The organism is Novosphingobium sp. (genome assembly GCF_019748365.1).
GTDB lineage: Bacteria > Pseudomonadota > Alphaproteobacteria > Sphingomonadales > Sphingomonadaceae > Novosphingobium.
Genome location: NZ_JAIEPN010000192.1, coordinates 1 through 13505, shown reverse-complemented (window position 1 = coordinate 13505; position 13505 = coordinate 1). Strand labels below are relative to the sequence as shown.

The following is a 13505-nucleotide window of genomic DNA, read 5'->3' as shown; positions in this document are numbered from 1 at the left end:
GTTCTGCCTTCGCCTGTTCGGCAGTGCCCCCCACTCGTGATGCGGCGTCTCTGGCAGGCAATCGAGCAGCGCCAGAAAATCGAGATCGGCTACATGTCGATGTCGAGTGGGCTGCGGCAGAACCAATGGATTGCGCCTGCGCATTTTGCCTCCGACGGGGAGCGCCTGCACGTTCGAGCCTGGAGCTTTCACCACCGCGAATGGCGCGACTATGTTCCTATCCGGGTTCTGCCTGAGAGCACATTTTCAGTGGCACCGATCGCTGAGGACCTTCCGCGCGATACTGACTGGGAAGAGCTGGTAGAAATCCGGCTTAGGCCGCTGAGTAGTCTGACTGCAGAGCAGCAGGCCGCAGTTAGGCTCGAGTATGGGTTCACGCAGGAAGTTCTGAGCTTCGACGTCCGCAGGGCCCTCGAATTCTATGTCGAGCGGCGCTGGGGCCTCAATCGAGCGGGAGCTCGCCTGGAGCGTTGTTAGCTTCGGGATTCGTTTGAAGTCTTCTGCGGCTAGAAAGGAGATGACCATGGTTGGGAACACGACAGTCGATCCGCTAGCATGGGCATCGGCGGTGACGAAGCCGGAGATTGACGCAGTAAGGAACCCGCGAACTGGCCATGTGCTCAATGTTCATCGTCTGATTCGGGTGTTCCGGTATGAGCGCGCGATCCTGTTGCGCCAGAAGCTCAAGGCACTCGTCAAACGCGGCGAAGGACGCTTGGTCTGCGCGACGTGCGGTGTTCCGGTCTATCTGGATGAGACGCCGACAGGTCTCGTGCTGCGAACGGCTGCCCAGGCTGTTGCGCGCGCGCAAGCATTGGCGAAGCAATACACCGCAGGAAAGCCGGATGCGTCGGTCGATGCTTTCCTCGCCTAGCGCCGTGAGGACAGCGACGAGTAAGGGATATTGTATAGGATGCCTCCGCCCTAATCGCCATGCTCAAGGGGGAGAAGGGTGCCGACAAAGTCGCAGCGGCAATCGCAGACGCCCGGATATGCACGATCAATTATGCCGAAGCGGTCATCCACTTCATCCATCTTAGCATGCCTGAACGCTAGGTCGACGCAATGGTCGATCCTCTGAATTGCGCTGGCGCAGCGCGACGGTCTGCCGACATGGACTAGTGACCAGAGCTGGAGAGCAGTTGCCGATGTCGTCAAAGCCAAAGTCGTCGCTATTCGAATGTCCAGCGGGAAGGGCAGGGCGGTTGCCACCTCACCGGTAATAAGCCGCCAGTATCCTGCTAGGCAGCTCCTGTGGGTTTCTCCCTGATAGCGGAAATTCTCAAACCGACCCCGAAACGGTCGTAGCGATAGCTCTTGCGCTTAAGTCGTTGGTCCTGCGATAAGCCTTTCGGGGGCGGCAATAAATCGCAATTTCCTGAAGCGGAGTTACATGGTTCGACGGATTGGCATCTGGTCGCTGGGCATCTTCGGAGCGCTGTCCCTTGCCATGTTGTCGGGCGTTTGGATGATTTTGCCGCCCGATGTTTCGGTGCCGCCGCGTTCCGACCGGATGATTGCTAAGGTTACGATCTGGAATCCCGGCGAGCCCTTGCAGCCCGATCAGACCATCACCGTCAAAGACGGGCGCATAGCCGAAATCAGACCAAGTCGGCCAGATGACGATCCGCCGATTTGCCCCGACTGCATCGTCATGCCCGGCCTGATCGACGCCCATGTTCATACGCCGCCACAGCTCGCAATTGGCAACCAGCGCCTGTTTTCGCTGCTCTACCTGAAATACGGGGTCACCAGTGTTCGCGACATGGGGCAGACCGACGACAATATTGCAGGTTTGCAAGCCGAACTTGCAGGAGGGCGGATCGCCGGCCCCAGAATGTATCGCTGCGGCCCGGTGCTGGATGGCGAGCGGCCGAGCTGGCCCAGCGCCTTGTCGGTGATCGACGCAGCGCAGGCGATCAGCGCCGTGAAGACCCTCAAGGCAAGCGGCGTCAATTGCATCAAAACCTACTCGGGGCTGCCCAAAGCTGCATTTGATGCAGCCGCTGCCGAAGCAAAGCGGCAAGGCCTGCCGCTGGTCGGTCACACGCCGAATGCGGTAAACCTTCGCGATGTGTCCGATTTCGAAGTCCAGCACTTCACCGGCATTCCCTATCTCCGCAAGCCGCCGCCTAAGGGCTTCGACTATCGCTCTCAGGATGTGTCCGGGATGACCAGAGCCGACATTGCCAAGGTGATCGCGCTGATGAAGGCCAACCGCATATCGATCCTGCCGACACAGGGGAACCAGAAAGCGCGGTTGACTGCATCAGACCGGCAGCGGTTCCCTCCGACCGAAGGCCTCCGGCATCTCCCGGCCTTCTGGGAGCAGGCCTGGCCGATGATCGTCGCGCACCCCGAAAGTGGCGAAGCTGTTGCCGCCGACCTTGATGGCATTGTGGCAGAGCTCGCTATTGTCGGCAAAGCCCGTTTGGCCGGTATCGATGTGCTGGCGGGGACGGATGTCGTCATGCCCTATGTCGTGCCGGGCGAGTCCCTGCATCTCCAACTGGCGATGTTGTCCGACGCCTTTGGCAGCAACGAAGCTGCACTCGCCGCTGCGACGGGGGTCAATGGCCGCCATGTTGATCGGGGCAAGGTTGGCCGGATCGCGGTCGGCAACTTTGCCGACCTGTTGATTTTGCCCAAGGACCCGCGTTCCGATTTAGCAGCGGTGCGGGATTGGCAGTTCCTGATGGTCGGCGGACGAATGTATCGGCGCGCACAGATCGACGCGGCGGTCGAGAGCTATGACCAGCATTTCCGCGGAGCCTACTACGAGACTGTGATGAACGGACTCGTCAGCATTCTAGCTTCCGGCTTTAGCCGCGACGAGGGTCATTAGTCCGATGGATTGAAACCGGTCTTTTCGATCGGCAGCCTGCGGCCGACAGACCCCTCCGGTCGCGGCAAGAGCCGCCATTCGCCAATCCACCCAGACCCAGTCATGAGTCGGGCCCCTGTTAGATCCGGAAAGCTGCCAGGCAGCTTTAACGGGCTGAGCGTCAAATTCCGTGATCAATGCGCCGCCGATTAGCACGCCCATCGACAGACAGCCCCAGTCGGCGTCTCCCAAAATCGATTATACCATTTTTGCATGCTATCTCACAAAATACGTATTTGCGGTTAGGCTTAGTTTTCGACAACCTGAGATTGGGCAATGTTCGGGTGCTGCCAAGGGGTGTTGCGACCACAATCAAAGGAAACGGGGCATGTTGGAATCTGGTCTCGAAGTGCGTGCGAGAGTGTCTGACGCGGTTTCACTTCTAGCTCTTTTGACGGCCGTGACGGCTCCAGCAGCGGCGCTGGCGCAGGATCAGTCCGACCCCGACGACGAGCAAGCAAAAAAGGCCGAGCAGACGATCATTGTCACCGGTACCCGACGGGAAGGGGTGACCTATCTTGAGTCCGCGCGTCCGGTCGACATCATTTCTGCTGATGTCCTCAACCGGCAGGGAGCATCAAACTTGAATGATGCCCTGCGTGTCGCAGTGCCGTCGCTCAACGTCCAGCAATTCGTGGCGCAGGATGGATCTGCCTTTGTCCGTCCATTCAGCCTGCGCGGTCTGCCGCCAGACCAGACGCTGGTCCTGCTCAACAACAAGCGCCGCCATCGTTCGGCACTGGTGCAGATCACCAATCAGCCGCTCGCGGCAGGTGCGCAAGGATCCGACCTTTCGAGCATTCCCACGATCGCGATCAAGAGCATCGAAGTTCTGCGTGACGGCGCGGCAGCGCAATATGGTTCGGATGCTATAGCGGGCGTGATCAACTTCCAGCTCAAAGACAACTCCGACGGGCTATCGATGACAGCGCGGTATGGCCAGTTTTATGAGGGCGACGGCGAGGATGTGACGCTCGCGGCCAATGCTGGTTTTCCCGTTGCTGACGGGTTCATCAACCTGAGTGGCGAATATGTCCGGTCAAAGCCGACATCTCGCGGCGCCCAGCGTCCGGATGCGCAGGCTCTGATCAATGCCGGCAATACTGCCGTGCCGGTACCCGCCCAACGTTGGGGCAACGTGAACACTGAAGCTGCACGTTTCCTGCTGAATGCCGAGGTGCCCGCCTCTGATAATGCCACGGTCTATCTGTTCGGCAACTATGCGTGGAGCGCCGGCAATACCGAGTTCTTCTACCGTAATCCGGTGACACGGACAGACATCTTTCGCAGTGTTCCATTGACCACCACGCCGGGCGGAGCAAGGTTCAGTTTCACCTCGCAATTTCCAGGTGGCTTCACGCCAATCTTCGGGACTGACATCGAAGATCTTAGTATCGCGGGAGGGTTGCGCGGCGACTTCGGCGATCTGCGATATGACCTGGCCGCGATTGTCGCTCAGAACCGGGTCCGTTATGAGCTTTCGAACACTGTGAACCCGTCCCTTGGTCCGCAGTCGCCGACCAGCTTCAATGCCGGAAAGGTGACTCAGCGCGAGACGCAGTTCCATGCCGATTTCGTCTATCCATTTGAAATCGGTCTGGCAGACCCGCTAAACGTGGCCTTCGGTGCTGAGTATCGGCGCGAGGCGTTTGAGATCACCGCCGGCGAAGTGGCTTCTTGGCAGGCTGGTCCTTTTGCCCGCGTGCTCGATCCCGACAATGGCAACCTACCGGTGGGTCTGGCGGTGGGCTCGTCAGGCTTCCCAGGGTATGCGCCGTCCTCAGCTGGCACGTGGTCGCGATCAAATTTGGCGGCGTATCTCGACGTGGAAGGCGACCTGACCGACAGGCTCAATTTGGGCATCGCCGGGCGGTTCGAGGATTTCTCGGATTTCGGCAGCACCTTTAACTGGAAGGTGTCAGGGCGCTACGATCTCACCGACTGGATGGCTGTCCGTGCGTCCTACAGCACTGGTTTCAGGGCACCAACCCCGGGGCAATCAAATATTTCGGATGTTGCCACCAATATCGATCTCGTGACCGGCGGACTCCTCTTGACCACCACTCGTCCGCCGAATGATCCGGTCGCACAATTCTACGGCGCACAACCCCTAGATCGAGAGAAGTCGAAGAATATCGCTGCAGGCCTGGTATTCGATATCCCGGGCGGATGGGTTTTTACGGCCGACTATTTCAACATCAAGGTCGATGACCGCATCGCGCTAACCTCGCGCATCCCGATCACCGCAGCCGATCGTCTGGCCATGGCAGCGCAGGGCATCGATCCCGGCGATGTACAGACAGTCAGGTTCTTCGGCAACTTCTTCGATTCCCGCACTGAAGGTGTCGACTTTGTCTTCTCCAAAGATTGGCGACTGGGAGTTGGTACGCGCCTGGGGATCAACGCTTCGCTCAACTACACCAAGAACGAAGTGACCAATGTTCGAGACGCAAGAGCGGTTGATCGCGAACGCAGGATCGAGATCAACAGTTTCAATCCGAACTGGCGCGGCAGCATTACCAGCACGCTTGAAACAGGCGCATTCTCCGGGCTACTGCGCGCGAGCTATTTCGGCAGTTGGACCGACGCCGTTCCGAACGCCGTTCCAACCCCCAACGCGTTCGATCAAACCTTCGGCGCCGAAGTGCTCATTGACCTCGAGCTCGGGTACGACGTAAATGATCGTATCAATCTTGCGATCGGCGCCAACAACCTGCTTGATGCCTATCCGGATCGTGATCAACGCATCGGACAGCGGAACAACGGAATAATTTATCCGCAGTTCTCTCCCTTCGGGTTCAGCGGCGGCTTCTGGTACGTGCGCGCGAACGTCAATTTCTGAGCCAATGTCGCAATCGCGATGCCGACGCTTGCATTAGGGCAGCGTCGGCCCCGCTCACTTGGAGGAACACGGTGACAGGCTCGATTGAACAGCGCCTAGCCGAAAAAGGAATCAAGATGCCGAACGTCGCCCCGGCGGCTGCCAATTACTTACCCTTCACACGCAGGGGTGCACTGATTACGATTTCCGGCCAGTTGCCGCGGACGGATGATGGTCTGATCGCTGGCACACTTGGAAACGGGACATCGATCGACCGCGGTGTTGCAGCAGCCCAGCAATGCGCCGTTGCGATACTCGCAGTCCTCAACGAAGCGATCGAAGGCGATCTGGATTGACTGGAGGGCTGCGTGCAATTGTGCGGGTTCGTCCAGTCTGCTCCCGGCTTCACCGAGCACTCGACGGTCATCAATGGCGCTTCGGATCTGATTGCGACCGTGCTAGCCGAAAGCGGGCGCCACGCACGCGCGGCAGTGGGCGTTTCCAGTCTGCCGTTTGGTGTGGCTGTCGAAGTGAGTGCGCAATTCATGCTGCGCGCCTAGGATCCGTCCGGAACGCCCCCGAAACGCGTTTCGCACGCGCGTTGAAGATAGTCGCGTTCAACCGTCAGCGTAGTCAGAAGATCTTCCAGCAATCGGGATCTGCCGCGATGCGGCGGCAGGATCATCAGCGCGCGAAAGGCGATCGCTGGTTCGAAAGGCCGCGCAATGAGCCCTTGGGCCTCGAACTGGCTCGCCACGAACGAAACGGCGTTGGTGAGGCCAACGCCCGCGCCCTCTGCTACTAGCTGACAGACCGAAGCACCGAACTGTGTTTCGACCACAACCTTGGGTTGCGCTCCCACCAGACGCAGCGACGCGTCGAGCTGCCTGCGCGCCGTATCATCTGGTGAAAGTGAAACAAGCGCCACGCCGTCCAGATCGACCGGTTTGATAGTTTCGAGCTTGGCCAGAGGGTGGCCGCTCGGCATGACGCAGATGCCCCTCGTCGTAAGAAATGGCTCGGCGACGACATTGGTCGTGTCAATCTCATCGGCGCACAAGCCGATGTCATAGGTCCCGCTTGCAACGAGATTTCGAACCATGCTCGAATTGGCGATCTCGAAGGTTACAGTCACGCCCGGGTGTCGTTCGATGAAAAGGCTGATCACACGCGGTATCAGCGACAGGCCAAGCGCTGCCGACGAGGCGATCCGGAGAGATCCGGTGCCGACTGACCGGATCCGCGCGACAGCTTGCCTCAGACGATCGAGCCCGACGTAGGTATCGGCGATCTCCTGGTAGAAGATTTCAGCTTCCGGTGTTGGGAGCAGACGTGGACCCTGTCGTTCGAACAGCTTGAGCCGGGTCACATCCTCGAGCCGCTTCAAAGAACGGCTGATGGCGGGCTGGGACACCCCAAGCAGCTCGGCCCCGCGCGTTGTGGACCCGGTCCGCATGACCGCATTGAAGGCTTCGATCAGACTGAGGTTCATGGTTCCATTATAACAAATCCGCATAATGAAACGCAACACAGGGATTTGAATTGAGCAAAGCGAGCGCATAGCGTGCTGCGCAAGGAGAGAGGCATGAATGACGAGACGAAGTGCCTGAAAATGGTTGTGCCTGAAGATAAATTCACGAGTCTGTCGGTGCCCGTCCACCGAGCATCGACGATCGTATTCGACAATGTCGCCGCCTACCAAGCGCGCAGATCACAGCTGTATGATGGATACTCCTACGGTTTGTATGGAACACCGACCAGTCGGGCGCTTGAGAAAACTCTCGCCACTATCGAGGGCGGCGATCGCGCGATGGTGGTGTCCTCGGGCTTTGCGGCGATCACGCTTGTCACGCTCGCGCTGTCGCAATCTGGCAATCGCGTCCTTTTTCCTGACAATGTCTACGAAACGGTTCGTCCATTCGCTGACATCCTGCTTTACCGCTACGGCGTGACGCCAGTCTATTACGATCCCCTGAGCGGAGCACGCATTGCGGAACTGTTGGACAAGGACGTATCGCTGGTGTGGCTGGAATCGCCAGGTTCGATGACCCTAGAAATCCAGGACATTCCGGCGATCACGGCAGCATGCAGGGAGCACGGCATTCCGACAGCCGCCGATAACACCTATGCCACTCCCCTCCGTTGCAAGCCGCTCGATCTGGGTGTCGACATCTCAGTCTGTGCAGTTTCGAAATACATATCAGGCCACTCCGACCTGGTGATGGGATCAATCGCCCTGCGCGACGAAGCCCGGTTCCGTCTGCTCAAGGATCATGCGCGCATGCTGGGCCAAGGGGTATCTGCTGACGAAGCCAGCCTTGCTTTGCGGGGACTTGAAACGTTGGCGGTGCGACTGGAACGGATTGAACGCACCACACTAACGCTGCTGGATTTTGTGACCGATCAGCCAGGCGTGCGCGAGGTTCGACATCCGGCTCTGACACACAACCCGGGGCATGCAGAGTGGCTGCGAGACTTTTCCGGATCAACCGGCCTGCTCACGCTGTTCCTCGAACCTTGGACCAGGCCGCTGCTAGCCAAGGCCATCGAAGCCATGGATCAGTTTGCTATCGGCGCCAGTTGGGGCGGAACCAAAAGCGTTGTCGCTGTGCTTGATGCTCTGCCCCCCCGGACAGTTACGCAGGTTTCACACGATGGTCCTCTGGTTCGATTCAGCATCGGTCTGGAGCACTCTGATGATTTGATTGAAAGCCTGACCAAAGGCTTCGCCATACTTGCTGCAGCACAACCAGCTCCCTCCATCACCAATTGAACAAGAATGAACAATGGTCGCGAAATCTCTGAAGTCCTTCACGAATTGGACCCTGCTTAGCGAAAGATTCCTCGCCAGTTGGTCATGTACGGGCGAGACAAGGACAATTGTAAAGCAGTAACAAGGAACGCAACTGAGCCAATAGCATGGGCAGCCATCGAGTATCCGGCTTCTCCTAGCCTGGCTAAAAGTTTGTGAGGCGACGATTTCGACCGGGTCAATTCGCCTGTGAGGTGAAAGCTCAGTGTCGTCGGACGATGATCTTATCATGGCAACAAAACTTTACGGTCACGGAGACTCCGTGCCGAGCCAGGAACAGTTATCATGAATCAACCGCCCACATCGGAATCGCTGTTGCGCCGCGAGATCGGTCGGATTGGTGTGGCAACTATCGCCATGAATGGGGTGATCGGATCGGGGATCTTTGCGCTACCGGCGATCGCAATCGCCCAGTCCGGTTATTTCAGCCCTTGGATTTTCCTGTTGTGCGGCGTTCTCATTATCTCTGTGGCTCTGAGTTTAGCTCGCGCCGCTAGTTTTTTCGACATTACAGGCGGCCCAATTGTTTATACCACTTATGCATTTGGCCGGTTTGTGGGGTTTCAGACGGGCCTTCTAATTTACGTGAGCCGTGTCGCGGCTATCGCGGCAAGCGCGACGCTCATCGTTAGCTATTCGTCGGCACTTTGGAGTCCGCTAGAGGGCGGATTGCCGAGGATGATTGCAGTCGCAGCTTTCATTTTTCTTGCAACGCTAGTTAACGTTGCGGGCGTGCGAGCAGGAATGCTTGCTTTGTATATGATCAGCACACTCAAGCTGCTCCCGTTGCTCTTATTAATGATTGTTGGTCTGCCGGAAATTGAATGGAGCCGCATCGTAGGTGCAGAAGTCGTGGAGCCGAAAACGCTTGGCGAGACCATGCTGATCTTGATGTACGCGTTCATAGGGTTCGAGTTCAGTCTGATTAATGCTGGTGAGACGAAGGACGCGCGCCAGGCGATTCCGCGCACGCTCGTCGCAACCGTTTCGACAATCGCTGTGTGCTATGCGTTTATCCAGATGGTTGCTGTATCGGTTGGCCCCGACTTAGGCGCAAGCGAGACTCCTCTGATCGATCTCGCCGGCAGGTTGATGGGACCAACTGGTGCTGCGATCCTGGCTGTCGGGGTGGTATTTTCGGTCGGAGGAGGTACCCTCACGTCTTTCGTAACAGCCCCTCGACTGACGTTTGCCCTATCGCGCGATGGAAGTCTGCCGGCGTGGTTCGGCGAGGTGAGCGAGCAAACGGGATCTCCGGTCAACTCGATTATATTCTGCGGCATCTTGTGTTTCGCGCTAGCAGTAGGGCAGGGTTTTGTCTGGCTGGTGACGCTCAGCACCTTCGTACGTCTGCTGGTGTATGTCCTGTGCATCGCATCTCTACGCCGGATCGAGAGAACGATTCCAGCTCAACCCGACCAGTTTCAATTGCCCGGTGGCCTGGCCATTCCTGCTGTCGGCCTTGCCCTTACGCTCTGGCTTATCGGCCATTCTACGCTTGAAAATTTCTCTATTGCAGGGCTCGTTGTGGGAGTCGGAACAGTCATTTTCTGGCTATCGACTTGGCGCCGTCGCAAGCCCACGGATCGGTCTTGACACAACTCAACTTGAACTTGGACTTGAGGACCAGGCGGATGGCTCTGACGTAACTACATGATCATACCCCAAGAGCGATGAAAATGTCCCGCTTAAGCACCGCCACCTTTCGGGTTACCTTTAATGCGGCCGAATGCGGGGAGGGTCTTACAACTAAGGAACGGCTGTGATTTAGCCAGGACGCACCATTCAGTGTTACTTCCGAAGCAAGAGCGGATCGCTTGAACAAGTGAGCCCAGTTTAGCACTGGTCCCTTGTTGCTTGATTGCAACGATCATTCCGCACAATGTCAAACGACGTCGGGAGCGATCTTGTTGTAGTGAGCGCCTTGTGCGAGCGATGCACGCGCTGTGAGAAGATCTAACCAAAAAAGTTGCGTGACGGGAGAGAGGCAAATGAAGATGGGTGCTACAAATCGTTCGACCTACATCAGCCAGTTGCTGGTAGGGACCGCAGCCATTTTGATCGCAAATCCCGCTCTGGCGCAAGATGCTGCGACTGACGATGTTCAAGCTGATGAGGGAAATGTCATCATCGTCACCGCGACCAAGCGCGACACGACAATCCAGGACGTGCCGTTTTCGATCAACGCGCAGACGCAGGAAGACATTCAGCGTTCGGGAGCGGTGACGCTTGAGGATCTGTCGCGCAATGTCGCAGGCCTTACCATCCAGAACCTCGGGCCGGGCCAGAGCCAGGTCTCGGTCCGCGGGATTTCCGCAGGGCAGGTCGTGCGCGACCAGCCTGGCGTAAAAGAGCAGGTCGGCGTCTATCTCGACGAATCCGTGATCTCGCTGTCGCTGTTCACGCCAGATATCGACCTGTTCGACTTGAACCGCGTGGAAACCCTGCGCGGGCCGCAGGGCACGCTGTTCGGTTCGGGCTCCGTCGGCGGCACGATCCGCTACATCACCAACCAACCGACCCTTGGCGTGACCGAGGGGCAGTTGGAAGCGAACGTCAATGTAATCGATGGCGGCAATGTCGGCGGGCATCTTAAGGGCGCCGTCAACGTGCCGCTGGGTGATACCGCCGCAATCCGCGCGGTGGGCTACTACACCCGCTATGCAGGCTTCATCGACGCACAGGGCCCCGGCGGCGGCGAGAACGTCAACGATGGCGAGCGCTACGGCGGCCGCATCGCGCTCACCTTCGAGCCCACCGACAACCTCTCGATCACCCCGCGCGTGATCTACCAGAAGATCGAGGTTGGCGGCTTCAACCGGCAGGAAATCTACAACCTCTTCGCCAACCGCTTCACCACCACGCGGCCCGCAGTTCAGCTGGGCGAGCGCGAGCAGTTCCTGCTTCTGCCCGAGCGTTTCGAGGACGAAACCTTCATCGCCGACCTTACCGTCAAGATCGGCCTCGGGTCGATGGATCTCACCTCGGTCACCTCCTACATCAACCGCGACATCCTCGTTAGCCGCGATGCCAGCGCGCTCACCGGTTCGGTCTCGGTCGATCTCGGGTTCCCCGACGCAGCTGTGGTGCTGCCCTCGAACCTGCGCGACACGACCGACCTTTCGACTTTCACGCAGGAACTGCGCCTTGCCTCGGACTATGACGGCCCGTTCCAGTGGCTGCTCGGCGCCTTCTATTCCGACGTGAACCGCGACTACCGCCAGCGCCTGCCCACCCCGGGCTATGACGCCTTCACCGACACGACGCTGGGCGCGGGCACTTCGGCGGCAGTCGCGAATGGTTTCCCGGCCAATTCGCCGTTCAACTCCGACTTGCCGTTCGATATCAAGCAACTCGCGGTGTTCGGCGAAGCGACTTACGACATCACCGAAAAGCTGACCTTTACCGCTGGCGGGCGTTACTACGACTTCGAGGAAACCCGCACCATCACCACCGGCGGGTTGTTCGCCAATGGCGATGCCGGCGTGGTCGATCGGACCGCCTCGGACGGTTTCACTCCGCGCTTCCTGCTCAGCTACAAGGCGAGCGACGATGTCACGATCAACGCCCAGGCCGCGCAGGGCTTCCGGCTTGGCGGGGTCAACGATCCGCTCAACACCCCGTTGTGCAACGCGCAGGACCTCGCGCTGTTCGGCGGCTTCCAGGACTATGGCGATGAAAAGCTCTGGAACTACGAACTCGGCGTGAAGACCCAGGGCACCGGCTTCACCTTCAACGCCGCCGCCTTCTACAACGACATCAGCAACCTTCAGGTGACGCTCGATGCGGGCAGCTGCTCGTCGCGCATCGTGTTCAACGTGCCCGAGGCCTTCGCCGCCGGGATCGAGGCCGAGCTGGGTGTCGAGCCTTCGCCAGGGCTCAACTTCAACCTGTCCGGCAGCTACATCAAGTCGGAATTCAACAGCACCCTGCCCGGCGTGCTGGCGAGCGCGACCGGGATCCGCGATGGCAACCGCCTGCCCTCGGTGCCGGAATTTCAGCTTTCGGCCAGCGGCAGCTACGAATGGGACCTCGACGCCTCGACCACGGCCTTCGTGACCGGATCGTTCCAGCATGTCGGATCGCGCTTCACGCAGCCGTCGGATCAGGAAAACAACCCGCGCACCTTCGTCCACGGTTTGCCCTTCGGCGGCGCCCCGGCGAGTGCGTCGACCACGGTCGATCTGGAGCTGCCGGATTACCAGTTGGTCAATCTCAGCGCCGGGGTTGAACTGGATAATGGACTGTCGCTTACGGCCTATGTCAACAACCTGTTTGATGAGAACCCGCTGCTTTCGTTTGACCGCGAGCGTGGCGGTCGGGCGCGGCTCGGCTTCAACATCGGCCAGCCACGCACCTTCGGCGTGACTGCGCGGCAAACGTTCTAATACCAAAAGGTAGCGTCGCTTTTTTGCTTGCCGGTCAGTTCCGCATCGGTTGGATAGTTGATGTGTTCGCGCAGGGTGAGTTCTCTACTCCAAGTGCCTGAAGCGGATGAACGGAGTTGGTGTAGTACAACCGTTCTGGCCGTACCTTTGGATTACGGGTGGCCGGGTGGCTGCAATAAAATTGTGCACGTTTTCAACGTGTATGCCGGCAGTGGTGGCGACGAAGCCCATTATTCCGCGATCGTAGCGGCCGAGAGAAAAGGCAGCCCGCACCTTGCCGCCTGTGTCGCAGCCAATCTGGTGTTTGTCAGAGGACCATGACATATTGCGGGTATCGATGCCTAGCACCCGTAGTTGCGATGCTTGTTTGCCCCGCCGCTACGGCACTTGAGAAGCAGGCGATAGACCTTCCTTATTTGGTGGAACAGCTTTACCTGGTACTTGCTACCCCGCGCACAAGCATTAGGCTCAGGATGAATCGTCCCGGGTTTTCCGGAGGCTCCTATTTGTGAGAAGGAGCCACGATGAGTGCTACGAGGAACAAGTTTTCGCCTGAGTTTCGCGACCGTGCGGTGCGGATGGTGGAGGAGCATCGAGGGG

General features: G+C 58.7%; 9 protein-coding genes and 1 pseudogene. 9 read left to right on the top strand and 1 reads right to left on the bottom strand.

Features of this window, described 5'->3' with window-relative positions; genetic code table 11:
- The 6 genes and pseudogenes from K5Q19_RS20695 to K5Q19_RS20665 all read left to right on the top strand — a co-directional run.
- Positions 1–477 (top strand): annotated as a pseudogene (locus tag K5Q19_RS20695) (hypothetical protein); the annotation flags it as partial.
- Between the two features lie 238 nt (positions 478–715).
- Complete coding sequence (locus K5Q19_RS20690) at positions 716–874, top strand: AbrB family transcriptional regulator (protein ID WP_156442069.1); 159 nt, start codon at positions 716–718, stop codon at positions 872–874.
- A gap of 519 nt (positions 875–1393) precedes the next feature.
- Positions 1394–2845 carry an amidohydrolase family protein gene (locus K5Q19_RS20680; protein ID WP_066114832.1) on the top strand — a complete coding sequence of 484 codons (1452 nt, stop codon included), beginning with the start codon at positions 1394–1396 and terminating at the stop codon, positions 2843–2845.
- A gap of 367 nt (positions 2846–3212) precedes the next feature.
- Entirely contained in the window at positions 3213–5726 is a 2514-nt protein-coding gene (locus K5Q19_RS20675; RefSeq protein ID WP_082737517.1) for a TonB-dependent receptor, read from the top strand.
- 71 nt (positions 5727–5797) lie between these two features.
- Positions 5798–6061: an Atu1372/SO_1960 family protein gene (locus K5Q19_RS20670; protein WP_202184358.1), complete on the top strand. Its 264-nt coding sequence runs from the start codon at positions 5798–5800 to the stop codon at positions 6059–6061.
- Positions 6062–6073: 12 nt separating this feature from the next.
- The gene (locus K5Q19_RS20665) at positions 6074–6265 is read left to right on the top strand and encodes a RidA family protein (RefSeq protein WP_202185041.1); all 192 of its coding nucleotides are present in this window, start codon (positions 6074–6076) and stop codon (positions 6263–6265) included.
- Here the strand turns inward: K5Q19_RS20665 and K5Q19_RS20660 are convergent.
- A complete protein-coding gene (locus K5Q19_RS20660) occupies positions 6262–7197 on the bottom strand; it encodes a LysR substrate-binding domain-containing protein (protein WP_066114696.1) in 936 nt (311 codons plus the stop codon). The two genes, K5Q19_RS20665 and K5Q19_RS20660, sit on opposite strands and share 4 nt — an antisense overlap.
- Positions 7198–7290: 93 nt before the next feature.
- On the opposite strand from K5Q19_RS20660, the gene K5Q19_RS20655 reads away from it, so the two are divergent.
- The 3 genes from K5Q19_RS20655 (at position 7291) to K5Q19_RS20645 (ending at position 12905) form a co-directional block, all read left to right on the top strand.
- Positions 7291–8478 (top strand): aminotransferase class I/II-fold pyridoxal phosphate-dependent enzyme, encoded by a 1188-nt coding sequence (locus tag K5Q19_RS20655; protein ID WP_066114704.1) that lies wholly within the window; start codon positions 7291–7293, stop codon positions 8476–8478.
- A gap of 324 nt (positions 8479–8802) precedes the next feature.
- Positions 8803–10113 (top strand): APC family permease, encoded by a 1311-nt coding sequence (locus tag K5Q19_RS20650; protein WP_082737508.1) that lies wholly within the window; start codon positions 8803–8805, stop codon positions 10111–10113.
- 401 nt (positions 10114–10514) lie between these two features.
- Positions 10515–12905 carry a TonB-dependent receptor gene (locus tag K5Q19_RS20645; protein WP_156442047.1) on the top strand — a complete coding sequence of 797 codons (2391 nt, stop codon included), beginning with the start codon at positions 10515–10517 and terminating at the stop codon, positions 12903–12905.
- Positions 12906–13505 lie beyond the last annotated feature (600 nt).

Coding starts and splice junctions, on each gene's coding strand:
- K5Q19_RS20650 (WP_082737508.1), top strand. CDS start 8,803: ATGAATCAACCGCCCACATCGGAATCGCTGTTGCGCCGCGAGATCGGT.
- K5Q19_RS20655 (WP_066114704.1), top strand. CDS start 7,291: ATGAATGACGAGACGAAGTGCCTGAAAATGGTTGTGCCTGAAGATAAA.
- K5Q19_RS20675 (WP_082737517.1), top strand. CDS start 3,213: ATGTTGGAATCTGGTCTCGAAGTGCGTGCGAGAGTGTCTGACGCGGTT.
- K5Q19_RS20660 (WP_066114696.1), bottom strand. CDS start 7,197: ATGAACCTCAGTCTGATCGAAGCCTTCAATGCGGTCATGCGGACCGGG.
- K5Q19_RS20645 (WP_156442047.1), top strand. CDS start 10,515: ATGGGTGCTACAAATCGTTCGACCTACATCAGCCAGTTGCTGGTAGGG.
- K5Q19_RS20680 (WP_066114832.1), top strand. CDS start 1,394: ATGGTTCGACGGATTGGCATCTGGTCGCTGGGCATCTTCGGAGCGCTG.